Genomic DNA, 21,757 nt, shown 5'->3' with positions numbered 1-21,757 from the left:
ATGGAGATCGCCCGCCACCACCGCCCCCACGAAGGCCTGCCCGCCTGGAGCGCGCAGGAGTTCGAGGCCCAGCTGCGCGACAAGGGCCGCAGCTACCACATCCACCACCCATTCAACGTGCGCATGAACTCGGGCGGCTGCACGCCCGACGAGATCCGTTGCTGGGTGGCCAACCGCTTCTACTACCAGATCTGCATCCCGCGCAAGGACGCCGCCATCCTGGCCAACATGCCCGACCGCGAACACCGGCGCCTGTGGGTCGAGCGCATCCTCGACCACGACGGCCATGGCGACCACCAGGGTTCTGCGGCAGGGGGCATCGAGGCCTGGACACGACTGGGCGAGGCCGTGGGCATTTCGCGCGAAGAGTTGTGGTCGCTGCAGCACGTGGTGCCCGCGGTGCGATTTGCCTGCGACGCCTATGTGCACTTCGCCGCCACCGCGCCCTGGCAGGAAGCGGTGTGTTCCTCGCTCACCGAGATGTTCGCGCCGCAGATCCACAAGGACCGCCTGGCCACCTGGCCCACGCACTACCCCTGGATCGAATCCAACGGCCTCGCCTACTTCCGCAGCCGCATTCCGCTGGCCAGCCGCGACGTGGAACACGGCCTGCGCGTCACCCTCGCCCATTTCCAGACGCGCGAGCAGCAGCACCACGCGCTGGACATCCTGCAGTTCAAGCTGGACATTCTGTGGACGATGCTCGACGCCATTGAAAAGGCCTGCCAGTGAACACCGCCCTGCCCACCCGCCCGAAGCTCTCGCGCCGTTTCCGGCTGCAGTACGAAGAGGCGCAGTCGCGCTGGGTGCTGCTGTACCCGGAAGGCATGGTGCAGCTCAACCCGAGCGCCGCCGAGATCCTCAGGCGCTGCGATGGCGAGCGCTCGGTCGATGCCATCGTCACTGAGCTGGAAGCCGCGTTCAACGCGCAGGGCATCGGCCCTGAAGTCCGCAACCTGCTCGAAGAAGGCCAACGCCGTGGCTGGATCGACTGAACTCCTGAGCGCCGCCCCCATCCCCGCCGGCCCGCCGCTGTGGCTGCTGGCCGAGCTCACCTACAAGTGCCCGCTGCACTGCGTCTTTTGCTACAACCCGACGCAGCACGCCAAAGTCACCGACGAGCTGAGCACCGCGCAGTGGGTGGACGTGATGACGCAGGCGCGCAAGCTCGGCGCGGCGCAGCTGGGTTTCTCCGGCGGCGAGCCGCTGCTGCGCGACGACCTGGAGGAGCTGGTGCAGGAAGCGCACCGACTGGGCTACTACACCAACCTCATCACCTCGGGCGTGGGCCTGACGCCCACCCGCGCGCAGAAGCTCAAGGACGCCGGCCTGGACCACGTGCAGCTCTCGTTCCAGGACTCCACCAAGGAACTCAACGACTTCCTCAGCCACACCAAGACCTTCGACCTCAAGCAGCGGGTCGCCAAGCTCATCAAGGCGCACGACTGGCCCATGGTGATGAACTGTGTGCTGCACCGGCACAACCTGCCGCACGTGCGCAAGATCATCGACATGGCCGTGGCGCTGGAGGCCGAGTACCTGGAACTGGCCAACACCCAGTACTACGGCTGGGCCTGGATCAACCGCGACCACCTCATGCCCACGGCCGAGGAACTGAAGGTCGCCGAAGCCGAGGTCAACGCCTTCCGCGCCGAGCAGGACGCGAAAACCACTGGTCACAAGTGCCGCGTGCTGTTCGTGGTGCCCGACTACTTCGAGGAACGCCCCAAGGCCTGCATGAACGGCTGGGGTGCAGTGTTCCTGTCCATCGCGCCCGACGGCCTGGCCATGCCCTGCCACAACGCGCGCGACCTGCCTGGCCTGGCGCTGCCCAACGTCAAGGACGTGTCCATCGCCGACATCTGGCAGCGCAGCAACGCCTTCAACACCTACCGCGGCGACGCCTGGATGAAGCCTACCTGCCGCAGCTGCGACGAGCGCCACAAGGACTTCGGCGGCTGCCGCTGCCAGGCCTTCCTGCTCACCGGCGACCCGGCCGAGACCGACCCGGTGTGCAGCAAGTCGGCCCACCATCAGAAGGTGGTGGCGGTGGTGCGCGACGCACCGAAGCACCGCAACATCCCCATCGTGTTCCGCAGCGACGCCGAGTCGAAGGCATTGCACGAGCCCCCACGCTCCGCGCCTGCGGCGGTCGCTGCCCCCCAAGGGGGCGCGTTCACGGCTTCGGGCGGCCGTGCGCCGTGAACCCATGAACACCTCCACCCACCGCATGTTCGGCGCGCTGCTGGTGCGGCGCATGCCCGGCGCCGGCCGGCCCACACTGAACATCGAGCGCGCGGACCAGGGCCTGTTCCTGCTCTGGCTCGCCTACATGGGTCTGCTGGTGTTCGCGGCCTGGCTGCTCTGGCGCGCAGGGGCCTGGCACCGGCTGGTGGAGGCCGACCCGACGCACCTGACGCTGGTGATCGTGGTGCTGTTCATCGGCTGCTCGCTCTGGGCCGGGCGCCGCGCCTGGGACCTGGGCCGCCAGCGCAGCGCGCTCGACGCGGGCCAGGCGCACGGATGGAGCAGCGAGTTCCTGCAGGGCTCTGCACGGCCAGGCGCCGACCGGGCGTCCTGGCTGCAGGTGCTGGGCGAGCGCGCGCACGGCCCGCACGAGATGGCCTGGTGGCTCAACGGCATCCAGCTCAAGCTCGGCCTGCTGGGCAAGGTGATCGGCTTTTCCATCCTCGCGCTGCAACTGGGCCAGATGGACAGCTTCGACCCCAGCCAGAGCGCGCAGCTGCTCAAGAGCCTGACGGGAGGACTGGGCATCGCGCTGCTGACCACGGTGACGGGCCTGACCGGCAACATCCTGCTGGGCCTGCAGCTGATGCGGCTGGACCGCTTTGCCGACGCCCTGGTGGCAGACGCGCTGGCGCTCTCGCTCACGAACGGAGGACTGCGCGATGGCGATCGGCCGGCCGATTCGTGACACCGAGGCCGATCCGTTCTACGACATGTTGTTCAACATGTTGATCGCGTTCGTCTTCTGTTTTGTCATCGCCATCCTGGCCTTCAACCCGCAGGCCCGCAAGGCGGGCGACGTGCCGGCCAAGGCCGAGTTCATGGTCACGGTCTCCTGGCCCGACAACAACCCCAACGACGTGGACACCTGGGTGCTCGAACCCGGCGGCAAGACGCTGTGGTTCCGCCAGCGCGACGCCGGCATGCTGCACCTGGACCGCGACGACCGCGGCGCCAAGAACAACAGCGTGCTGGTCAACGGCAAGCTGATCAGCAGCGCCATCCGGCAGGAGATCGTCACCCTGCGTGGCATCGTGCCCGGCGAGTACGTGGTCAACGCCCACTACTACGACAGCGGCGACCAGCAGCCGGTGGAGGTGACGGTGGCGGTGGTGAAGGTCAATCCGCAGGCCGAAATCGTCTACACCGGCACCCAGCAGATCCCGCGCAAGGGCGACGAACGGACCCTGGTGCGCTTCACGCTGGACGACGCGGGCCAGGTGCTGGCCCTGTCGACAACGCCCAAGACCATCGTGCAGCGCGCCGGGCTCTGAACCCCACCACAACAAGAACCATGATCCCTGCCGTCTCCTCCCAGTTGCTGCTGCTGTCCATCGCCTACGCGCTGCTGGCCTTCCTGCTGCTGATCCTGTGCCTGGGCACACGCTGGCACTGGGGCCTGAAGGCCTCGCTGGTCGTGCTGGTCAGCGGCTTTTATGTGTTCTCGTTCCAGACCTTCCGCGGCCTGGCCGGCTGGCCGGCCGAGGACGAGCTGCCGCGTCAGTTCGTGCTGCTCTCGGCGGTGTTCGACGAACCCAGCCCCGGCCGTGGCCACGAAGGCGCCATCTTTCTCTGGGTGCATCCGATGAAGGACGATGCGCCGCTGGCCATGCCCCGCCAGTTCAAGCTGCCCTACGAGAAGGACCTGCACCGCATCCTGGGCGACGGCATCAAGAAGGCGCGCGACGGCAACACCCAGCTGGGCGAAACCGAACCGAAGCGCGGCACCGGCAGCCTGCCCTGGCTGCGCCCGGCGGGCAACGACAAGGTCGAGATCAAGCTGCGCGACCTGCCCCGCGCCCAGTTGCCCGAAAAATGAGCCGCCACCTGCTTTTCTACGCACCGCTGGCGCTGCTGGCCGCCTGCAGCGGCCGTGACATGGGCAGCGAGTGGTTCCCGCTGCGCGTGGGCGACGAACAGACGATGTCGGTGAGCTACCAGATGGACGAGCCGCGCGATCCTGAACAGTGGGTGATGCGCGTGGACGAGCCTGTGGTGTTCCAGGACCAACCGGTCGCGGTGCGGCATCATTCGGCCGGTGTGAGCTACTACCTGAAGGTCGACGACCAGGGCGTGCGCCGCATCGCGACCCGCACCGACATCGACAGCGAACCGACGGCCGATGCCGAACCCATGTGGGTGCTCAAGGCGCCCTACGCGGTCGGCACCGAATGGACCACGGCCACCGTGCCCTACCTCCTGCAACGCAGGAACGAACACCCGCGCGACCTGAAGTACACGCACAAGGTGCAGATGACCTGGCGCATCGAGGCGGTGGACGACATGGTGACGCTGGCCGACGGCAGCGCGCACCAACCCTGCCTGCGCGTGGTGGGCCAGGCCCGGTTGAATCTCTACACCGACCCAGTGAACGGCTTCACCGACGTGCCCCTGATCAGCCGCGAGTGGTACTGCAAAGGCCAGGGGCTGGTGAAGCTGGAACGCGAAGAGCAAGTGCCGGCGGGCTTCATGACCGGCGGCACGCTGCGGGCCGAGCAGCTGCGCTGAGCAACCCGGCCCACGTCAGCGATCAGTTCTTGCCGCCGCCCTTGCCCCCGCCGTTTCCGCCGCCGTTGCCACCCCCCTTGCCGCCACTGTTGCCGCCACGGTTGCCACCGGCGTTGCTTCCACCTTTGCCACCGCCCGCATTGCCGGAGTTGCCGGCGCCCTTGCCGCCGCCACCATCACCGCCGCCGCTGGCGTTGCCACCGCCCTTGCCGCCACCCGCGTTGCCCGACGAGCCGGCGCCGTCGCTGCGGCCCTTGCCCGCATCGGATGGACGTCCCAGGGCCAGGCCCACGCGGTCCTGTTCGGGCGCATCGGTGCTCACCGTGTCGCGCGGCTTGGTCTTGCGCAAAGCTTCTTTCTCGGCCTGATCGGCGCGGTTGGCCGCACTGACCACCGCCCCCAGGCGCAGGCCCAGGCTGTTCGCGATGGCGCCCCAGCCCATGCCCTGGTCGCGAAGCGCCTGCACGTTGCTGGCCGCCAGGGCCAGTTGTTCGGTGGTCGGTTCGGTGATGCCCTGCTTGCTGAGATCGGCCTTGGCCAGCTGCATGGTGAGTTCCTGCTGGCGGGCCGAGGGCGAGGTGGTCGGCGCGGTGGGTGTCGGCGTCGGGGTGGTCCCGACGGTCACCACCACGTCGGCGGCCGAGGCTGCGCCCATGCAGACCACCGCGGCGACGGCCAGCAGGCCACTGGTCAGAGAGGTGGTGTGGGGTGTCTTCATAGTCTTTGTCCTGTGTGGTTGACGGAGCACGAATGCTACCCACCCGGGTACCACCCTGGGTGTCCGTTTGTTACAGGCCAGCGCCCTGGCCGGATGCGGCGCAACCAAAGGTAAGCCTTGAAAAACCCTTTGCCATTTCAGCCTGTCTTAATGCTCGCCCTAGATCTTGTGCGCCGACGCGAGCGACTGCGCCACACCCCGCTGGCGTGCGTTGCATGGCCGTCATTCACAACAACACCGAGGACCCTTCACCATGACGCACACCCCCACCACGCCCACCCGCTTGTCCTTGACCGCAGGGCGGCTGATCATCACCACCCTGCTGGTTGCAGGCCTGGCCGCCTGCGGTGGTGGCAGCGGAGACAGCAGCAGCACCACCGCCAGCGGCCGCTCCCTCACCGGCACCGTGACCAGCTACGAGAGCCCGCAGAGCTTCAGCGTCGATGGCATTCCGGTGGATGCGAGTGGCTCCAGCGCCACGCCCCAGGGCATGAGCACCGGCAGCCGCGTGGAGGTCCACGGCGAAATGGTCAATGGCACGCTGCAGGCGAGCAAGGTCGAACTCGATGACAGCGACGACCGCGACGACGACAACGCCAACCCGAACGAGCTCGAAGGTCGAGTGACGGCCTACGCCAGCCCCTCCAGCTTCAGCGTGGACGGCATCCCCGTGGACGCCAGCGCCGCCCCGCGCACGCTGAGCGTGGGCATGCGCGTCGAGGTCTACGGCACCATGACCAACGGCGTCCTGGTGGCCAGCCGCGTCAAGACTGAAGACGGTGACGATGAGTCGGATGACGATGCGAACGACGACAACTGCACCGCCACCGGCAAGTCCGATTGCCACGACGACGATGGCGACGACCATGACGATGGGGACGACCACGACGACGACAACTCGGACGAGAGCGACGACGACTGCGACGCGCTGGGCAAATCGGACTGCGACAAGGATTGAGATGGGCGCGCGGGCCGCGCGCCCACACCCTCTTCACTCGATCCGCAGTTCCTGCACCCAGCGCGCGCCGGGCGCGAAGTCGTCGCGGTCAAAGCGGCCGTAGGGCGGCACGTCGGACTTTTCGGGCGGTACACCGATGCGGTTGAGGTCCACCGCCTGCGGTGTGCCCACCAGTCCCGCCGGCGTCGGTGCGAACCTGAAGATGACACCGTTCCACAGCTTGGCGCCGAAGTCGGCCGGCTGCTTGAAAAAGAACAGCAGGTTGTGTTCCAGCCAGGCGTAGTCACCAACGCCCACCGTGCCCGGGTGCGGGTACGGATAGGGCACGAAGCAGGTGATCTCCTGCGCCGCCGGCAGGCACTTGAATTCGCGCATCGACAGGAAGTGGTCGCGCATCACCGAGTGGTCCATCTTCACCTGGAAGCTGGCCCGGCCTCCGCTGGGCGTACCGAAGGTCACGGTGCCGATGCGGGTGCGCTGGCCGTCGCGCGCAACCGCCACGAGGGACTTCTCGCCCTCGGGCAGGACCGGCTGTGCCACCGCGGCGCCCATGCAGAGCGCCGCGGCCAGAGCGGTCAGTGCTTGGCGGTCATGACCCATTGCGCCAGGGTCTTGATGTCGGCCGCGCTCATGTTCGGGTGCGCAGGCATGGGGATGCGGCCCCACTTGCCCTTGCTGCCGTACTGGATCGCCTGGACCAGGTTGGCCACGGCGTCCTTGTCGTCCCTGTACTTGTCGGCCACGTCGCTGTAGGCGGGGCCGACGACCTTTTCCTTGGCCGAGTGGCAGGACAGACAGCCATTGTTCTTGGCCAGCTCGATCGCGGCCGCTTCATCGACCGCATGCGCGGCACCCGCGGCGAGGAGAAGACTGGAAGTGAGGAGGAGAGTGCGCATGATCAATAACCAGAAAAACGACAGACGAAAAAATGGACAGGGCCCCCTCCAGAACATCATCGGAGGAAGTGCCCCATCCAGCACACACCGAGGAACCGGCTCCGCCGGGCCTCTGGTGTGGTCCCCCCTCCCAGGGGGGAAGCCGCGTCAGCGGCGCAGGGGGGTCACTTCATGACTTTGAAGGTCCAGACCGAGCCGCCCTGTTCGAGGAAGTTCACCTTCTTGGCCACTTCACCACCCCACAGTGGCACCGCACCACCCCAGCCGGACACGACCGAGATGTACTGCTCGCCATCCTGCGTCCAGGTGATGGGAGGCGCCACCACACCGGAGCCGGTCTGGAACTGCCACACCACCTTGCCGGTCTTGGCGTCGGCGGCCTTCAGGTAGCCCTCGGGCGTGCCCCAGAACACCAGGTCACCCGCGGTCAGCACGCCACCCCAGAGAGGGGCCTCGTTCTTGACTTCCCAGGCCACCTTGCCGGTCTTGGGGTCGATCGCGCGAAGCGAACCGATGTGGTCGTCGAACAGCGGCTTGATGGTGAAGCCGGCGCCCAGATAGGCCGCGCCCTTCTTGTAGGTGATGGGCTCGTTCCAGATCTCCATGCCCCATTCGTTGGTGGGCACGTAGAACAGACCGGTCTTGGGGCTGTAGGCCATCGGCATCTGGTTCTTGCCACCCAGGAAGCCGGGGGCCGAGAACACCGACTTGCCCTTGGCACCGTCGCCGCCGGCGGCCGTCGGGTCCCCAGGACGGTTGGCCGGGTCGTAGTTCGGACGGCCGGTCTTGAGGTCGATGCCGGTGGCCCAGGTCACCTTCTTCACGAAGGGGAAGGCGTTGAGCAGCTTGCCGGTTTCGGCGTCGTTCACGTAGAAAAAGCCGTTGCGGTCGGCCTTGGCACCGACGCGCTTGCCGTCCATGTCGAAGGTCACGAACTCGTTCACGCCGTCGTAGTCCCAGCCGTCGTTGGGCGTGGACTGGTAGTGCCACTTGATCTGGCCGCTTTGCACGTCGATGGCAACGGTCGACGCGGAGTACAGGTTGTCACCCTTGCGCACATGGCTGTTCCAGGGGCCGGGGTTGCCGGTGCCGAAATAGGCCAGCTTGGTCTTGGGGTCGTAGGTACCGCCCAGCCAGGTGGCCGCGCCGCCAGTCTTCCAGGTCTCGCCGGGCCAGGTGGCGTTGGTGGTGCCGGTGATGCCGTTTTCCTTGCCGTCCTTGTAGCCCATGTGGCCTTCGACCACCGGGCGCGTCCAGACCATCTTGCCGGTCTTGGGGTCGCGCGCTTCCACGCGGCCGACCACACCGAACTCACCGCCGGACACGCCGGTCATCAGCAGGCCTTCGGCGATCAGGGGCGCAGCGGTGTAGCTGTAGCCCGCAGAGTAGTCGTCGATCTTCTCGCGCCACACCACCTTGCCGGTGTCCTGGTCCAGGGCCACGAGCTGGGCGTCCAGCGTGCCGAAGATCACCAGGTTGTCGTACAGGGCGGCGCCGCGGTTGATCACGTCGCAGCAGGGCATGATGCCCTCGGGCAGGCGATGCTCGTACTTCCAGAGCTTCTTGCCGGTCTTGCTGTCCACCGCGTAGATGCGCGAGTAGGACGCGGTCACGAACATCTTGCCGTTGTGGACCAGCGGCTGGCTTTGCTGGCCGCGCTGCTTCTCGCCGCCGAAGGACATGGACCACACCGGGACCAGCTTGTTGATGTTCTTGGCGTTGATGCCCGTCAGGGTGGAGTGGCGCTGGCCTTGCGTGCCCAGGCCCCAGCTCAGAACGTTGTCGGGCGTCGCGGCGTCGTTGGCGATCATGGCGTCGGTCACGCCCTGGGCGCTGACGTGGGCCGTGGCGGCCATGACCAAAAGGCTCAGTAGGGTGCGTTTCACTGTGGGTCTCCTGCTCGTTCGAGGGTTGATGGCTTTTCTGTGGTGGGTGCCGCCGGACCGCTCGTGGCTCCGACCCTCCGGTGCCTGGCGTACACATCACAGACAGCAAAGGGCAACATCCGTGCCAGCGGGCCGGCCCCGAAAGGCCTAGGGTTTACACCGACGTTTGAGCGCGCTGGAGGCCCCGGGAGCGGTCCTCGAAGGCATCAGCTGCGCCAACCGTGCCACAGTGGCCGGGACACCTCTGTGACACTGTTCAAAAATGTGTCACCGCTGCGGCGCAGCGAGCACGCGCTGCTCGTAGCGCGGGTACCACTGGGTCAGCGAGCGCTGCAGTTCCGCAGGCTGCGCAGCCCATTTCGCGAAGCGCTCGGGTACCGGCGTGCGCAGCACCTCTCCCAGGTCCAGGCCACGCTCGGCGGAGGTCTGCATCAGGTTCGTGAGCCACTGCAGCCAGTCGCGCGTCTGGCGCAGGCCGGCCAGCCCCTCGTGCACAGGGCCGTGGCTGGGCACCACGGTTTTGGCCTTGCCAGTGGCCAGCAGTTGCTCCAGCGTGTCCAGGCTGGCCAGCCACGCGGCGAAGTCGGCGTGCGGCGTGGTCGGCACGCGCTCGGTGAACACCAGGCCGCCCGCAAAGAGCACACCGGTGGTTGTGTCCAGCACCACCAGGTCGTCGGCGGTGTGGCCGTGCAGGCGCATCAGCTCCAGCTTGTGCGCTCCGAGTGACAGTGTCTGCGGCAGGTTCTTGGGGTCGATGGCCTCGCGCGAGGGCGTGGACTCGGTGCCGCGCATCCAGTCGCCACAGAGCCGGTACAGGTTGTCGGCGTAGGCGCCGCCCTCGGCGCGCGCGCCGGCAATGGTGCCGGCCAGCGCCTCGGTGGGCCGGTCGGCCCAGGCTTGGTGGCCGAAGAAGTAGTCGGGGTGCAGGTTGAGCTGCAGCACCTTGCGCACCGGCGCTTTGGTCAGTCGTTCGATGGCGCGCCGCTGCTGCTCGCCGTACAACCGCGACGGCCCGGTGTTGATCACCACCACACCGTCGCCGGTGTCGATGAAGGCGGTGTTGATGATGTTGCAGCCGTTGGCGCGCGAGAAGTCGGCCACCTCACCCTCGATCACCCAGGAGCCCGGGGCAATCTGGCGCGGCTTGAGGTCGTAGTCCGAGCGGGCCATGTCGGGCTTGGAGGCAAACGGTGGCACGGCCACCGGCTGCGCCAAGGCCGCGGTTGCCAACAGTGCCCACAGCGCGGCCACGCCCAGGCGCCTCATGCCCTCACCTCGGCGTCGATGCGGTTGCCGTTGTTGTCGCGGCCGAGCAGGCGGAAGGCCGGCGGCGAAACGGGCGGCAGCTCGAAGGTGATGAGCGGGTTCTCGGACACCGGTTCGTGCAGCGCCAGCCGCCACCAGGGCTGGCCGCCCGGGTCCTGCAGCTCCATCTGCTCGATGTAGAAGGCCGGGATGCCCGCCACCAGGCCGGTGTCCATCGGGTGCATCACGCGCAGCCGCAGGCGGCGGCTGCCCTCGATCACGTTGTTGAAGAAGCGCGCCTGCACCTGGCCCAGGGTCTTGCTCCAGGAACCGTCGGCCCGTGTGATGCCCGGCACCGTGCAGCCGCCGCCCGCCGCCTGCACCCAGGTGCTGCCCACGTGCCACTGGCCGTCTTTGGTCTGCACGAAGGCGCGCACCGGCGAGGCCTGCTCCATACGGATGCGGAAGGCCAGCATGGGCAGTGCGCGCAGCGGTTCGAAGTCCAGCACCTGGCGCACCGGGTTGCGGTCCACCGACACCTTGATGCGCACCACCCCACCGCCGACCGCGGACAGCGCCCGCGCATCCACCAGCAGCGGCACGTTCATCGCGTCGTCGGCGAAGGCAGGCCCCTTGACGATCACCGCGTCGCTGAACGTCGCCTTGGCCCTGCCAATGGTCTGCTCGCGCAGACTCGGGTACTGCATCGAGCCCAGCGGATCGCCTCCGGTCTGGTCGTCCTGCGCCAGCGCGGTCCCACCGATCAGCGCGGCGGTCGACAGCAGCCATTGACGGCGGTTGGAAGCAAGGCGCATGACTGGATCTCCGGGCCTGGCTCAGCCGCCAGGCTTCTTGCTGATCGAACCGCGCTGCGGGTCGTAGCCCCAGAGCGCGGCGACAAAGAACACCACCGTGCAGCCCAGCACCACCGCCCAGGCCGTGGTGTTGAACTGCCCGTACATCGCAAAGCGGATCGCCTCCACCGCATGGGTGAAGGGGTTGGCCTGCGCCAGCTTGAGCAGCCACCAGGCGCCCGACTCTTCGAGCTTCCACAACGGGTACAGCGCGGGGCTGATGAAGAACATCGGGAAAATCACGAAGTTCATCGTGCCTGCGAAATTCTCCAGCTGCTTCACGTAGACCGACAGCACCAGCCCGACCGAGGCCAGCATCACCGCGCCGCACACCATGGCCAGCAAAGCGGCCGGCAGGTGCAGCAGCGGCAGCTCCACTCCGAAGGCCCACGCGATCGCCAGGAACACCACCATCTGCAGCACCGACAGCGCGGTGCCCGCCAACAGCTTGAAGGCCAGCAGCCAGCCGCGCGCCAGCGGCGCGGTGAGCAGCAGGCGCATCACGCCCATCTCGCGGTCGTAGACCATGGAGAGCGAGCTCTGCATGCCGTTGAACAGGGCCACCATGCCCAGCAGGCCGGGCACCATGTATTCCTTGTATTCGACGTAGGTCTCGTAGGGCGGCGCAATCGCCACGCCAAACACGTTGTGGAAGCCCGCTGAAAACACCACGAACCACAGCAGCGGCCGCACCAGGGCCGAGCCCAGGCGCGAGGGCTGGCGCAGGAAGCGGCCGATCTCCCGGCCCACCACCGCGCGCAGGGCGCGCAGCAGGTGCGGCAACAGGGCGGGCGCCGGGTCGGGGGTGTTCAAGGTCGCTGCTTGCATGCGCTTTCCGCTTCGTCCACGCCCAGCGTGTCCATCACTTCCTTGGGGTGCAGCACGCCGTCCAGCGGCGCCACACCGATCACACCGTCGACATGGCTCAGGAAGATCGGCTGGCGCAGCTGCCCGTCCCAGGCGCGGAACGACAGGCGCGGCCCCTTGAAGCCGTCCACCGCCACCGGCCCGCCGCGCAGGGCCTTGAGCTGCTGCGCGATGGGCGCCTTGGGCAGGTCCACCAGCACGGTCGCCACCGCACGGACCGCGATCCAGGCGGCCCAGTCGTGGCCAGTCATGGGGCGCTTGTGCTCCTTGGCAAAACGGCGCGAGAGCTGCGGGCCGCCGTTGCGTTCCCACAGCGGGTGCCAGGGCACGGCCACCAGACCATTGGCACCCACCACCGGCCGCGGCAGTTGCGTGGCATAGGGCACGGTGCGCGCGAACTCACCGTCGCTGTCGAGCACCGCCACCACCTCGTGCTCGCGGTCGCTGCCGGTCAGCAGGCGCACATTGCCCAGCTCGCGCTCGCGCGGGTCGCCGGTGAGCTTGAAGGGCTTGGTGGACGTGGCCTTGATGCCGTAGCGCTTGGCCGAGCGGTTGAAGGCCTCCAGCATGGGTGCGTCCCCCGGCAGCGGGCCCTGCAGCACCAGGGCCTTGCGCCAGTTGCGCGCCGCCAGGTACTGCGCCAGCGCGTCGCTGAGCATCGCGCGGCTGGGGATGGTGTGCAGCAGGTGCGCCGCGCACTGGGCGCCGCGCAGCGCGTCGTCGTCGGCCGCGGCGTTGAACACGATGGCGCCGCCCAGTGCGGCCGGCGCGGCCTGCACCAGCGCGCGCAGCTCGGCCGCCGGCAGGTCGGCCACCACGTGCTGCACCTTGGCGGCCTTCAGCTCGGCCAAGGCCTTGGTCAGGCCCGAGGCGTTGGGCAGCACCACGTCCTTCACCTCCAGCGCGATGCCGGCGGCGTCCAGCTCAAACGCCGAGTCTTCGGCCGCCAGCTGCACGCCTTCGATGGCGCGCCCGGTGGGGTGGCCGGGGTAGGCCTTCTCCAGCCGACGCGGCGCGTGGCGCGGGTCGCCGTCGAGCGAGACCACCGCGATCGTGACCTTGGTGGCGGCCAGCGCTGGAGCAGGCACCGACGCCCACACGCAGGCACACCACAAACCCAAGCCCAGAATGCCGCGGAACCGGCTTTGCCGGGCCGCAGGCATTGCCCCTTGAGGGGCGGAGCGGCCACACGAAGTGGGCAAGCGATGGGGGTGGGCCACAGGCTCTGTCATTTGCTCACAAGAATGGTGTGCGGCACACGCCCGGCCGGCACCGTCTTCAGTGCCTTGCCCGACGCCGTGTCCACCAGCGTCATGTCGTCCGACAGGCCGTTGGCCACGAACAGGGTCTTGCCGTCGGCCGTGAAGCCCAGGCCCCACGCGCGCTTGCCCACCAGCACCTGGTTCTTCACCGCCTTGCTCGCCACGTCCACCTCGGCCACGTGGTTGGCGCGGCCCAGGCCCACCCACATGCTCTTGCCGTCGGGGCTGATGGCCATGCCCACGGGCGTGATGTCGGCCGGGCGCATGCCCTTGACCTCGAACTTGATCTTCTGCTTTTCGGTGTGGGTCTTGGTGTCGACCACGCTCACGGTGGCGTCCAGTTCGTTGGTGACCCACAGCTCGCCGCCATCGGGCGACATCACGAAGCGGCGCGGGCGCTTGCCCACCTTGATGTTCTTGGTCACCTTCTTCGTGCCCAGGTCGATCACATGGACGACGTTGGCCACTTCGGAGGTCACGTAAGCCGTCTTGCCATCGGGCGTGACCAGCACGCCTTCGGGCTCGCCGCCGGTTTTCACTTCAAACACCGCCTTTTTCGTGGCGATGTCGTAGGCGCCCAGCACGCTGTCGTCCTCCACCGACACATAGGCGGTCTTGCCGTCGGGGCTGAGGTCGAACATCTCCGGGCTCTCGCCCAGCGGCACGGTGCCGGCCAGCTTGCCGCCGGCCACGTCCACCACGCCCATGGCGTTGCTGTCGCCGCAGATCACGAAGATCTGCGAACCATCGGCGTTGAACCTCATGTCGCGCGGCCGCTTGCACACGTCGATGGCGCCCTGGCGCTCGCCCGCGGTGTTGAACACGTAGAGCTTGTTGTCCTTCTCGCTGGACACGTAAACCTTGCTTTCGGCATGGGCGGGCAAGCTGAAGGCGAGCGTGGCGCCGGCGGCGCACAGGGCTGCGGTCAGGGGGCGCAGGGAACGGCGGAATGCGGTGGCACGGAGGGCCATGTCTTTGTCTCCTTGGTGTTGTCAAACGGTCAGCGGCCGGGCGGGCATCGCCACGGGCGCGCGATGCCTCTGCAAATTCGGTGCCAGTGGGCCATGGGCTGTTGCGGGAACAGAATTTGCCTCAAGATGCCCTGTCCCGAGGGCGCTCCGAGGGACAGGAGACTATCAGGCCCCGCCATGAGACACACACCGCTGTTCCCAGCGTTCAAAAATGACACAGGGATAACCCTGAGCCGTGACACAACCCAGGCCCGGCACCCGACGCGCCGCGACATCCTGTTCCAGGCCGGCGCGCTGGCCGTGGCGTCTGCGACGCCGCTGGCGAGGGCCCAGGCGCCCTTTCCCAGCAAGCCGCTGCAGCTCATCGTGCCCTGGCCCGCGGGCGGTCAGACCGATCTGACGATCCGCATCCTCTGCGAAGAGGCCGAGCCGCTGCTGGGCCAGCCGGTGCTGGTGGTCAACAAGCCCGGCGCGGCCGGCACGCTGGTGGCGCCCGCGCTCAAGGCGGCAGAGGCCGACGGTCACACCATCGGCCAGGTGCCCATCACGGTCTACCGCCACGCACTGATGAACCACGTGCCCTGGGACCCGGTGACCGACCTCGCGCCCATCCTGCAGGTCTCGGGCGTGAGCTTCGGCCTGCTGGTGCCGGCCAGCAGTCCGTTCAAGAGCGCCACCGAGCTGATCGACTGGGCCATCAAGCACCCCGGTGAGCTGATCCTGGGCTCTACCGGCATCGGCACCACCGCCCACCTGGCAATGGAAGAGATCCTGCTGCAGCACAACGTGAAGTACGTGCACGTGCCCTACAAGGGCACGGCCGACCAGATGCTGGCCATCGCGGGCGCGCAGATCATGGCGGGCGTCAACTCCACCGGCTTCGCGCCCTGGGTCGAGAAAGGCCAGATGCGCGTGCTCGCCACCTTCAACGCCACGCGCAACCCGCGCTGGCCCGACGCGCCCACCATGCGCGAACTGGGTTATCCGCAGGCGGTCTACACCTCGCCATGGGGCCTGGCCGCGCCGGCCGCCACACCGCCCGCGGTGGTTCAGAAGCTGCACGACGTGTTCCACAAGGCCATGTTCAGTGAGCGCCATGCCAGCGCGCTCGCCCGCTACGATCAGTCACTCGATTACCTGGGCACGCGCGACTACCGCCAGGCCGTGCTCGCCACCATCGAGCGCGAGAAGAAACTGCTCGCGCGCATGAACCTGCTGGCCAAAACCGCCTCATGACCGAGCCCACCGCCCTCGCCTCCGACACCGTGCTGAAGGCCGACGGCCTGCACAAGGCCTACAACGGCAAACCCGCACTCAAGGGCGTGAGCCTGTCGCTGCAAGCCGGCGAGATGGTGGCGCTGCTGGGCCCCAACGGCGCCGGCAAGTCCACCCTGCTGCAGCTGCTCACCGGCCTGTTCACCCCCGACCAGGGCACGATCCATGTGCTCGGCCAGGACATGCGCCAGCACCCCGCGCGCGCGCTCGCGGGCCTGGGCGTGGTGTTCCAGCAGAGCGCGCTCGACCTGGACCTGACGGTGATGGCCAACCTGCTGTTCCACACCGACCTGCACGGCATCCCGCGCAAGACGGCGCGCGAGCGCATCGACGCGCAGCTCGCCGCCATCGGCCTGCAGGACCAGGCCAAGGCCGTGGTGCGCAGCCTCTCGGGCGGCACGCGGCGCAAGGTGGAGCTGGTGCGCGCGCTGCTGCACCGCCCGCGCCTGCTGCTGATGGACGAGGCCACCGTGGGCCTGGACCCGGCTTCGCGCCAGCAGCTGCTGGACACGGTGCGCGGCCTCTGCCGCGAGCAGGGCCTGGCGGTGCTCTGGGCCACGCACCTCATTGAAGAGGTGAAGACCGCCGACCGGCTGCTGCTGCTGCACCAGGGCACGGTGCGCTTCGACGGCGCCATCGGCGCCTTCATGGCCGCCGCCGAAGGCCCGGACTTCCAGACAGAGGTATTGAAGGCGCTGCAGAAGCCGGGGCTCTGAACCCCGGCCGGGTTCAGAACGCGTAGCTCACCGTGGCGCCGACACCCCACTGCCGGCCCGGCGCCGGCTCGAAGAAGCGGCGGTTGCCGTCGTTGGCGATCACCGAACCGATGGTGGCCTTGTCGGCCAGGTTGTCGACGCGCAGGTACTCTCGCAGCTTCCACGCGCCCAGCTTCTGTTCCCAGCCCAGCCGCAGGTTGAACAGCGTGGCCGCGTCGGTGCGGTCGCTGTTCACGTCGTCCACCACCATCGAGCCTCGGTGCACCACCTCCAGCGCGGCCGTGAAGCCGGGCCAGGCGCGCGGCTGCCAGGCCAGCTCGCCGAACAGCGTGCGGTTCATCGTGCCGGGAATGCGGTTGCCCTTGGCCACGGTGGCGCCGCTGCTGCTGGTGAAGGCCTGGTCGAAGCGCGCGTTCAGCGTGGAGAACGCCAGGTGCGTGCGCCACTCGGGGCTCCACTGCGCGCTGTGCGCCAGCTCGATGCCCGAACGGCTGGTCTTGCCCGCGTTGGTGTAGACCGTGCGCCCGCCGCTGCTGGACGCGACCACGATTTCGTCGGTGGTGCCGATGTGGAACAACGCCACGTCCAGCCGCTGGCCTTCGCCCAGCTTGGTCTTCAGGCCCAGTTCCACGTGGGTGCTGCGCGCGGACTTGAGGTTCAGGTTGGGGCCGCTGCCGTCTGCCGTGTAGGCGATCTCGGTCAGCGTCGGCGTCTCAAAACCCTTGCCGATGTTGGCGTAGAGGTTGGTGTCGGGGCTGAGGTGGCGCGTGAGACCGATCACCGGGTTGGTGGCGTTGAAGCGTGCGCGGCCGCTGTCGTCGGGGTTGCCGGGGCGCACGAAAAAGTCCTTCACCTTGAAGCTCACCCGGTTGGCGCGCAGCCCGGCCACCGCGCTCCAGCCCTCGTTGATCGCCCAGTCGGCCTGGGTGTAGACGCCCGTGCTGTCCACGCTGTCGTCCTCGTCGCGCTTGAGCTCGCCCGGCTCGCCGAAGTTGTTGATGAAGCCGCGGCGGCGCTCGCTCATGCGCTCCACGTCCAGCCCCGCGCTCAGCCGGACCTCGCCCTCGCCTGCCGCGATGCGCCGTGCGTAGCGCAGGCCAGTGCCGCTGTAGCTGCGGTCCAGCTGCACCACGCCGCCCGCCGCCGTGGGCGAGGTCTGCGCCATCAGCGGGATCGAGAGCCGGTTGTCCAGGTCGCGCTGGCCCGCATAGACCCGCGCCGAGAGTTCGCTCTTCGCATCCAGCTGGTGTTCTGCCACCAGGCCGACCTGGTTCTGCGACACGTCCTTGCCGGCCTTGTAGAGCGTGGAGTTCGCCACCGCCTGGCGTGGGTTGGCTTCGAACTGCTCGCGCGTCAGGCCCAGCGGGTCGCCCGATTCGGGCTGGTCGAACGCATTGGCCACCAGGGTGACCTTCGTGGCGTCGCTGGCCGCCCAGCGCAGCTTGGCGTTGGTGTGCTTGCGCTTGGCCGCGCTGTTGACACGCCAGCCGTCGGTGGAGAAGTCGCTGTGGTCGATCACGTAGTTCAGCGAACCGCTCTGCCCCGCCGCCTGCAAGCCATAACGGCGCAGCTGTTCGGATCCCGCATCCACGCTGAAGCGGACCTCGGGTTTTGCCGGTCCGTCGGCGGTGAACACCTGCAGCACGCCGCCGGCCGAGTTGCCGTAGAGCTGGGCCAGCGGCCCGCGCAACACCTCGATGCGCTGGGCCGAGGGCAGGCTGATGGTCGAAGCCTGGCCCTGGCCGTCGGGCATGGTGGCGGGAATGCCATCGACGATCAGCCGTGCGCCACGGATGCCGAAGGGCGAGCGCGAGCCCGAGCCGCGGATCGACAGCTGCAGGTCCTGCGCGTAGTTCTGGCGGTTCAGCACCGTGATGCCGGGCACCCGGGTCATCACCTCCGACAGGTTCACGCGCGGGCCGGCAGCCTCGATCGCGTCCTGGCCCACGGCCTGCACCGAGGCCGGCGCGTCAAAGCTCTGCTGCTCCTGCCGCGAGGCGCTGACGACAACCTCCTGCAGGGTCTGGGCACCAGCGGTGCCGGCCAGGGTCATGAGCAGCGCAGCGTTCAGGCGCCGCAGGGCGAAGGTGGGGCGTGGGGTCATGGTCTTGTCTCCGGAAGGGGCCGATCTTCCAACAAGTTCCATGCCATGTGCCCCGGCCGGCGCACTGTTCAGGAATGGAACACCCGACGGCTGTTCAGTGCCCGGCCGCGCGTTCCTCCGCCTCGATCTGCACCATTTCTTCCGGCGTGAACACCCGAGAGCGCGTGTGGAAGGCCTTGCCTTCCGGCCCCTCCAGCGAGAAGGTGCCGCCGTGGCCTTCGATCACGTCGATGATCAGTTGCGTGTGGCGCCAGGTGGCGTACTGCGACTTGCTCATGTAGAACTCGCAGCCGCCGATGGTGCCCAGGAACACGTCACCCGGGCCCATGGTGATCTCGCCCAGCAAATAGCAGTTGGCCGCGCTGTTGTCGCAGCAGCCGCCGCTCTGGTGGAACATCAGCCCGGGGCCGTGCTTGGCCTTGAGGAACTCGATCAGTTCCAGCGCCTCCGGTGTCGCCACGACTTTTTCAACCATGTCTGTCTCCTTGTTCTGAAAACCGAAAAGGGGAAGCGGTTGCCCGCCTCCCCTCGCACTCCGAAACCCTGGTGAGGATCAGAAGAAGCCGAGCTTGTTCTCGCTGTAGCTGACCAGCAGGTTCTTGGTCTGCTGGTAGTGGTCCAGCATCATCTTGTGGGTTTCGCGGCCGATGCCCGATTCCTTGTAGCCACCGAAGGCGGCGTGCGCGGGGTAGGCGTGGTAGCAGTTGGTCCACACGCGGCCGGCCTTGATGGCGCGCCCCATGCGGTAGGCCACGTTGCCGTTGCGGCTCCACACGCCGGCGCCCAGGCCGTACAGCGTGTCGTTGGCGATTTCCAGCGCTTCGGCTTCGTCCTTGAAGGTGGTCACAGCCAGCACGGGGCCGAAGATCTCTTCCTGGAAGATGCGCATCTTGTTGTGGCCCTTGAACAGCGTGGGCTGCACGTAGTAGCCGCCGCCCAGCTCACCGCCGAGCTTGGCCTGCGAACCGCCGCACAGCACCTCGGCGCCTTCCTGCTTGCCCAGATCCAGGTAAGACAGGATCTTGGTCAGCTGTTCCTTGGAAGCCTGCGCACCCATCATGGTGTCGGTGTCCAGCGGGTCGCCCTGCTTGATGGCGGCCACGCGCTGGAGCACGCGCTCCATGAACTTGTCGTAGATGCTCTCCTGGATCAGCGCGCGGCTGGGGCAGGTGCAAACCTCGCCTTGGTTGAACGCAAACAGCACCAGGCCTTCGATCGCCTTGTCCAGGAACGAGTCGTCCTTGTCCATCACGTCGGCGAAGAAGATGTTGGGCGACTTGCCGCCCAGTTCCAGCGTGGCGGGAATCAGGTTGTTGGCGGCGGCCTGGGCGATCACGCGGCCGGTGGTGGTGGAGCCGGTGAAGGCGATCTTGGCGATGCGCTTGCTGGTGGCCAGCGGCATGCCCGCTTCACGGCCGTAGCCGTTGACGATGTTCAGCACGCCCGGGGGCAGCAGGTCGGCGATCAGCTCGGCCAGGATCAGGATGGAGATGGGGGTGTTCTCGGCCGGCTTGAGCACCACGCAGTTGCCGGCGCCCAGGGCGGGAGCCAGCTTCCAGGCGGCCATCAGAATCGGGAAGTTCCAGGGAATGATCTGGCCCACCACGCCCAGCGGCTCGTGGATGTGGTAGGCCATGGTGTTCTCGTCGATCTCGCTGATGCCGCCTTCCTGGGCGCGCAGGGCACCGGCGAAATAGCGGAAGTGGTCGACGGACAGCGGGATGTCGGCGTTCAGCGTCTCGCGGATCGGCTTGCCGTTGTCGATGGTCTCGGCGTAGGCCAGCAGTTCCAGGTTGGCTTCCAGGCGGTCGGCGATCTTCAGCAGGATGTTGCTGCGCGTGGCGGCGTCGGTCTTGCCCCACTTGTCGGCGGCGGCGTGCGCGGCGTCCAGCGCCAGCTCAATGTCTTCCGCCGTGGAGCGGGCCGCCATGGTGTAGGGCTTGCCCGTGGTGGGCGTGACGACCTCGAAGTACTCGCCCTTGACCGGAGGCGTCCACTTGCCACCGATGAAGTTGTCGTACTTGGGCTTGTAGGTGATCTTGGCGCCTGCGGCGCCGGGAGCTGCGTAGATCATGTGTCGTCCTCTGAAAGGGGTGGTTGTGAACAAAGCCGGATCGGCTGACCTGTCTGTTCACAACATCCGTGCCACACGGCCGGTGTGGCTCAATCTGAGACAACTGCTCACTTTTTTGACAGCACAAACCGAAGGGTTGCGCCATTCAGGCCCAGCAGCGCACGCACTGCGTCAAGCTGCCACGGCACGCGTGTTCATATGAACCACGCTGCCAACGCCGGCCCGCGTGTCAGCCTGCCAGCCCCACCACCAGCGCGCTGGACGCCATGGTGGCCCAGGCCCACTGTCCCTTGCGCGCGGCAAACGGATGCTCTGCAAAGCCCACCCACTGCCCGCCACCGTCCAGCGAGAGCACCACCTCGTCACGTCCCTGCCCGCGCGCGAGACGCTCGATGCGGCCGTGCAACACACACTGGCCAGGCGCGTCCTCCACCTCACCACGGCCGATGCGCACCGCCGTCGCCTTGCTCAGCACCAGCACCTCCAGCCCCGCGGCCAGCGCCAGCAGATCGGCGCTCTCGCGCGTGATGCTGGACGTCAGCAGCGACTGCCCCGGCGTGCGCAAGCGGACCAGCACCGCGGGGTCGTCAGGCCCCAGCGGCTCCACCGCCTCCACACGGCACGGCAGCTGGTTGCGCATGCTGGTGCGCAGGCCCAAGCCCATCGGCAAGGCGGCGCCGCCTGAGAACCGCAAGAGCACCGCCGCCCGCGCCCGCGCCAGCTCGTCCGCCAGGGAGAGCAATTGCAGGCCCTGCGGCGTGATGCGCGCCCCGCCACCGCCCGAACCGCCCACCGTGCGTTCCACCAGCGTCTGCCCACTGAGGTTGCTCAGCGTGTCGATGGCCTGCCAGGCCGCCTTGTAGCTGATGCCCGCGTCGCGCGCGGCCTGCGAGATGGAACCGGTCTCTGCCACGCGGCGCAGGACTTCCAGGCGCTTGTCGGCGGGGGCGTGGCCCAGGGCTTCGGAGAGTGAGGCGTGAGGGGCGGTGGCGGTCATCGCTGAATTGTTCCATGCAGCGGTGTCGCGGGAGGGATGGGGGCCTGAGTCTGGTCAAGGCAGTCTGCTGTCACCTGTGGCGTCCGACTCAATGACCGCTGATACAGCAGTGCAACGCATGCCTTGGCTGGCGCAAATGTGTCCGAATCCTCAAATTGCCTTCTGCGCCCTGCAGGAGC

General features: G+C 67.9%; 23 protein-coding genes. 10 read left to right on the top strand and 13 right to left on the bottom strand.

Annotated features, from left to right (window positions below):
- From pqqC to HPS01S_RS11305, 7 genes are read left to right on the top strand one after another with little or no spacing between them, the layout of a single operon-like run.
- Entirely contained in the window at positions 1 to 732 is a 732-nt protein-coding gene (pqqC, locus tag HPS01S_RS11335) for a pyrroloquinoline-quinone synthase PqqC (RefSeq protein ID WP_066155657.1), read from the top strand.
- Positions 729 to 995 (top strand): pyrroloquinoline quinone biosynthesis peptide chaperone PqqD, encoded by a 267-nt coding sequence (gene pqqD / locus HPS01S_RS11330; protein WP_066155654.1) that lies wholly within the window; start codon positions 729 to 731, stop codon positions 993 to 995. Before pqqC ends, pqqD begins: the two co-directional genes overlap by 4 nt.
- On the top strand, positions 979 to 2,205 hold the full coding sequence (gene pqqE / locus HPS01S_RS11325) for a pyrroloquinoline quinone biosynthesis protein PqqE (RefSeq protein WP_255284202.1): 1,227 nt from the start codon (positions 979 to 981) through the stop codon (positions 2,203 to 2,205). Before pqqD ends, pqqE begins: the two co-directional genes overlap by 17 nt.
- A gap of 4 nt (positions 2,206 to 2,209) precedes the next feature.
- Entirely contained in the window at positions 2,210 to 2,935 is a 726-nt protein-coding gene (locus HPS01S_RS11320) for a MotA/TolQ/ExbB proton channel family protein (protein ID WP_255284201.1), read from the top strand.
- On the top strand, positions 2,910 to 3,521 hold the full coding sequence (locus HPS01S_RS11315) for a DUF2135 domain-containing protein (RefSeq protein ID WP_066155652.1): 612 nt from the start codon (positions 2,910 to 2,912) through the stop codon (positions 3,519 to 3,521). The genes HPS01S_RS11320 and HPS01S_RS11315 overlap by 26 nt, the downstream gene beginning before the upstream one ends.
- A 20-nt stretch (positions 3,522 to 3,541) precedes the next feature.
- Positions 3,542 to 4,066 carry a hypothetical protein gene (locus tag HPS01S_RS11310; RefSeq protein WP_066155650.1) on the top strand — a complete coding sequence of 175 codons (525 nt, stop codon included), beginning with the start codon at positions 3,542 to 3,544 and terminating at the stop codon, positions 4,064 to 4,066.
- Positions 4,063 to 4,755: a hypothetical protein gene (locus HPS01S_RS11305; RefSeq protein WP_066155647.1), complete on the top strand. Its 693-nt coding sequence runs from the start codon at positions 4,063 to 4,065 to the stop codon at positions 4,753 to 4,755. Before HPS01S_RS11310 ends, HPS01S_RS11305 begins: the two co-directional genes overlap by 4 nt.
- Positions 4,756 to 4,777: 22 nt before the next feature.
- Here HPS01S_RS11305 and HPS01S_RS11300 read toward each other — a convergent pair whose 3' ends face one another.
- Positions 4,778 to 5,473 carry a hypothetical protein gene (locus HPS01S_RS11300; RefSeq protein ID WP_066155644.1) on the bottom strand — a complete coding sequence of 232 codons (696 nt, stop codon included), beginning with the start codon at positions 5,471 to 5,473 and terminating at the stop codon, positions 4,778 to 4,780.
- Positions 5,474 to 5,726: 253 nt separating this feature from the next.
- On the opposite strand from HPS01S_RS11300, the gene HPS01S_RS11295 reads away from it, so the two are divergent.
- Entirely contained in the window at positions 5,727 to 6,431 is a 705-nt protein-coding gene (locus HPS01S_RS11295; RefSeq protein WP_066155640.1) for a DUF5666 domain-containing protein, read from the top strand.
- A gap of 33 nt (positions 6,432 to 6,464) precedes the next feature.
- Here HPS01S_RS11295 and HPS01S_RS11290 read toward each other — a convergent pair whose 3' ends face one another.
- From HPS01S_RS11290 to HPS01S_RS11255, 8 genes are all read right to left on the bottom strand, one after another.
- The gene (locus HPS01S_RS11290; RefSeq protein WP_066155637.1) at positions 6,465 to 7,031 is read right to left on the bottom strand and encodes a hypothetical protein; all 567 of its coding nucleotides are present in this window, start codon (positions 7,029 to 7,031) and stop codon (positions 6,465 to 6,467) included.
- On the bottom strand, positions 7,007 to 7,327 hold the full coding sequence (locus tag HPS01S_RS11285; protein ID WP_066155633.1) for a c-type cytochrome: 321 nt from the start codon (positions 7,325 to 7,327) through the stop codon (positions 7,007 to 7,009). Before HPS01S_RS11285 ends, HPS01S_RS11290 begins: the two co-directional genes overlap by 25 nt.
- A 164-nt stretch (positions 7,328 to 7,491) precedes the next feature.
- Complete coding sequence (locus tag HPS01S_RS11280) at positions 7,492 to 9,183, bottom strand: PQQ-dependent methanol/ethanol family dehydrogenase (protein WP_066156046.1); 1,692 nt, start codon at positions 9,181 to 9,183, stop codon at positions 7,492 to 7,494.
- A gap of 297 nt (positions 9,184 to 9,480) precedes the next feature.
- Positions 9,481 to 10,479, bottom strand: a complete 999-nt coding sequence (locus tag HPS01S_RS11275) for a quinoprotein relay system zinc metallohydrolase 1 (RefSeq protein WP_066155630.1) — start codon at positions 10,477 to 10,479, stop codon at positions 9,481 to 9,483.
- Positions 10,476 to 11,273 carry a quinoprotein dehydrogenase-associated SoxYZ-like carrier gene (locus HPS01S_RS11270; RefSeq protein ID WP_066155627.1) on the bottom strand — a complete coding sequence of 266 codons (798 nt, stop codon included), beginning with the start codon at positions 11,271 to 11,273 and terminating at the stop codon, positions 10,476 to 10,478. Before HPS01S_RS11270 ends, HPS01S_RS11275 begins: the two co-directional genes overlap by 4 nt.
- A 21-nt stretch (positions 11,274 to 11,294) precedes the next feature.
- On the bottom strand, positions 11,295 to 12,140 hold the full coding sequence (locus HPS01S_RS11265) for a lanthanide ABC transporter permease protein PedC (RefSeq protein WP_066155624.1): 846 nt from the start codon (positions 12,138 to 12,140) through the stop codon (positions 11,295 to 11,297).
- Positions 12,122 to 13,279, bottom strand: a complete 1,158-nt coding sequence (locus HPS01S_RS11260; RefSeq protein ID WP_066155621.1) for a lanthanide ABC transporter ABC transporter substrate-binding protein PedA1 — start codon at positions 13,277 to 13,279, stop codon at positions 12,122 to 12,124. The genes HPS01S_RS11265 and HPS01S_RS11260 overlap by 19 nt, the downstream gene beginning before the upstream one ends.
- A 128-nt stretch (positions 13,280 to 13,407) precedes the next feature.
- Entirely contained in the window at positions 13,408 to 14,412 is a 1,005-nt protein-coding gene (locus tag HPS01S_RS11255) for a PQQ-dependent catabolism-associated beta-propeller protein (RefSeq protein ID WP_066155616.1), read from the bottom strand.
- A 177-nt stretch (positions 14,413 to 14,589) separates the two neighbouring features.
- On the opposite strand from HPS01S_RS11255, the gene HPS01S_RS11250 reads away from it, so the two are divergent.
- The gene (locus tag HPS01S_RS11250) at positions 14,590 to 15,648 is read left to right on the top strand and encodes a Bug family tripartite tricarboxylate transporter substrate binding protein (protein ID WP_165961736.1); all 1,059 of its coding nucleotides are present in this window, start codon (positions 14,590 to 14,592) and stop codon (positions 15,646 to 15,648) included.
- Positions 15,645 to 16,403 carry a lanthanide ABC transporter ATP-binding protein PedB/LutE gene (locus HPS01S_RS11245; protein ID WP_066155613.1) on the top strand — a complete coding sequence of 253 codons (759 nt, stop codon included), beginning with the start codon at positions 15,645 to 15,647 and terminating at the stop codon, positions 16,401 to 16,403. Before HPS01S_RS11250 ends, HPS01S_RS11245 begins: the two co-directional genes overlap by 4 nt.
- Positions 16,404 to 16,416: 13 nt before the next feature.
- Here HPS01S_RS11245 and HPS01S_RS11240 read toward each other — a convergent pair whose 3' ends face one another.
- The 4 genes from HPS01S_RS11240 to HPS01S_RS11225 form a co-directional block, all read right to left on the bottom strand.
- Positions 16,417 to 18,507, bottom strand: a complete 2,091-nt coding sequence (locus HPS01S_RS11240) for a TonB-dependent receptor family protein (RefSeq protein ID WP_066155609.1) — start codon at positions 18,505 to 18,507, stop codon at positions 16,417 to 16,419.
- 94 nt (positions 18,508 to 18,601) lie between these two features.
- A complete protein-coding gene (locus tag HPS01S_RS11235) occupies positions 18,602 to 18,982 on the bottom strand; it encodes a DUF779 domain-containing protein (protein WP_066155606.1) in 381 nt (126 codons plus the stop codon).
- A gap of 78 nt (positions 18,983 to 19,060) precedes the next feature.
- Positions 19,061 to 20,581 carry an aldehyde dehydrogenase gene (adh, locus tag HPS01S_RS11230; RefSeq protein ID WP_066155603.1) on the bottom strand — a complete coding sequence of 507 codons (1,521 nt, stop codon included), beginning with the start codon at positions 20,579 to 20,581 and terminating at the stop codon, positions 19,061 to 19,063.
- Positions 20,582 to 20,810: 229 nt separating this feature from the next.
- Complete coding sequence (locus HPS01S_RS11225; RefSeq protein ID WP_066155601.1) at positions 20,811 to 21,578, bottom strand: TOBE domain-containing protein; 768 nt, start codon at positions 21,576 to 21,578, stop codon at positions 20,811 to 20,813.
- Positions 21,579 to 21,757: the final 179 nt, after the last annotated feature.

The organism is Hydrogenophaga pseudoflava NBRC 102511 (genome assembly GCF_001592285.1).
GTDB lineage: Bacteria > Pseudomonadota > Gammaproteobacteria > Burkholderiales > Burkholderiaceae_C > Hydrogenophaga > Hydrogenophaga pseudoflava.
This window is presented reverse-complemented; position numbering and strand designations above follow the sequence as displayed.

Excerpts from the sequence above, each read along its gene's own strand:
- HPS01S_RS11315 (WP_066155652.1), top strand. The coding sequence starts at position 2,910 with ATGGCGATCGGCCGGCCGATTCGTGACACCGAGGCCGATCCGTTCTAC.
- HPS01S_RS11320 (WP_255284201.1), top strand. The coding sequence starts at position 2,210 with ATGAACACCTCCACCCACCGCATGTTCGGCGCGCTGCTGGTGCGGCGC.
- HPS01S_RS11310 (WP_066155650.1), top strand. The coding sequence starts at position 3,542 with ATGATCCCTGCCGTCTCCTCCCAGTTGCTGCTGCTGTCCATCGCCTAC.
- HPS01S_RS11275 (WP_066155630.1), bottom strand. The coding sequence starts at position 10,479 with ATGAGGCGCCTGGGCGTGGCCGCGCTGTGGGCACTGTTGGCAACCGCG.
- HPS01S_RS11290 (WP_066155637.1), bottom strand. The coding sequence starts at position 7,031 with ATGGGTCATGACCGCCAAGCACTGACCGCTCTGGCCGCGGCGCTCTGC.
- HPS01S_RS11265 (WP_066155624.1), bottom strand. The coding sequence starts at position 12,140 with ATGCAAGCAGCGACCTTGAACACCCCCGACCCGGCGCCCGCCCTGTTG.
- HPS01S_RS11285 (WP_066155633.1), bottom strand. The coding sequence starts at position 7,327 with ATGCGCACTCTCCTCCTCACTTCCAGTCTTCTCCTCGCCGCGGGTGCC.
- HPS01S_RS11250 (WP_165961736.1), top strand. The coding sequence starts at position 14,590 with ATGAGACACACACCGCTGTTCCCAGCGTTCAAAAATGACACAGGGATA.
- HPS01S_RS11305 (WP_066155647.1), top strand. The coding sequence starts at position 4,063 with ATGAGCCGCCACCTGCTTTTCTACGCACCGCTGGCGCTGCTGGCCGCC.
- HPS01S_RS11235 (WP_066155606.1), bottom strand. The coding sequence starts at position 18,982 with ATGGTTGAAAAAGTCGTGGCGACACCGGAGGCGCTGGAACTGATCGAG.
- HPS01S_RS11270 (WP_066155627.1), bottom strand. The coding sequence starts at position 11,273 with ATGCGCCTTGCTTCCAACCGCCGTCAATGGCTGCTGTCGACCGCCGCG.
- HPS01S_RS11245 (WP_066155613.1), top strand. The coding sequence starts at position 15,645 with ATGACCGAGCCCACCGCCCTCGCCTCCGACACCGTGCTGAAGGCCGAC.
- HPS01S_RS11295 (WP_066155640.1), top strand. The coding sequence starts at position 5,727 with ATGACGCACACCCCCACCACGCCCACCCGCTTGTCCTTGACCGCAGGG.
- adh (WP_066155603.1), bottom strand. The coding sequence starts at position 20,581 with ATGATCTACGCAGCTCCCGGCGCCGCAGGCGCCAAGATCACCTACAAG.
- HPS01S_RS11240 (WP_066155609.1), bottom strand. The coding sequence starts at position 18,507 with ATGACCCCACGCCCCACCTTCGCCCTGCGGCGCCTGAACGCTGCGCTG.
- pqqC (WP_066155657.1), top strand. The coding sequence starts at position 1 with ATGGAGATCGCCCGCCACCACCGCCCCCACGAAGGCCTGCCCGCCTGG.
- HPS01S_RS11225 (WP_066155601.1), bottom strand. The coding sequence starts at position 21,578 with ATGACCGCCACCGCCCCTCACGCCTCACTCTCCGAAGCCCTGGGCCAC.
- HPS01S_RS11255 (WP_066155616.1), bottom strand. The coding sequence starts at position 14,412 with ATGGCCCTCCGTGCCACCGCATTCCGCCGTTCCCTGCGCCCCCTGACC.
- HPS01S_RS11280 (WP_066156046.1), bottom strand. The coding sequence starts at position 9,183 with ATGGCCGCCACGGCCCACGTCAGCGCCCAGGGCGTGACCGACGCCATG.
- HPS01S_RS11300 (WP_066155644.1), bottom strand. The coding sequence starts at position 5,473 with ATGAAGACACCCCACACCACCTCTCTGACCAGTGGCCTGCTGGCCGTC.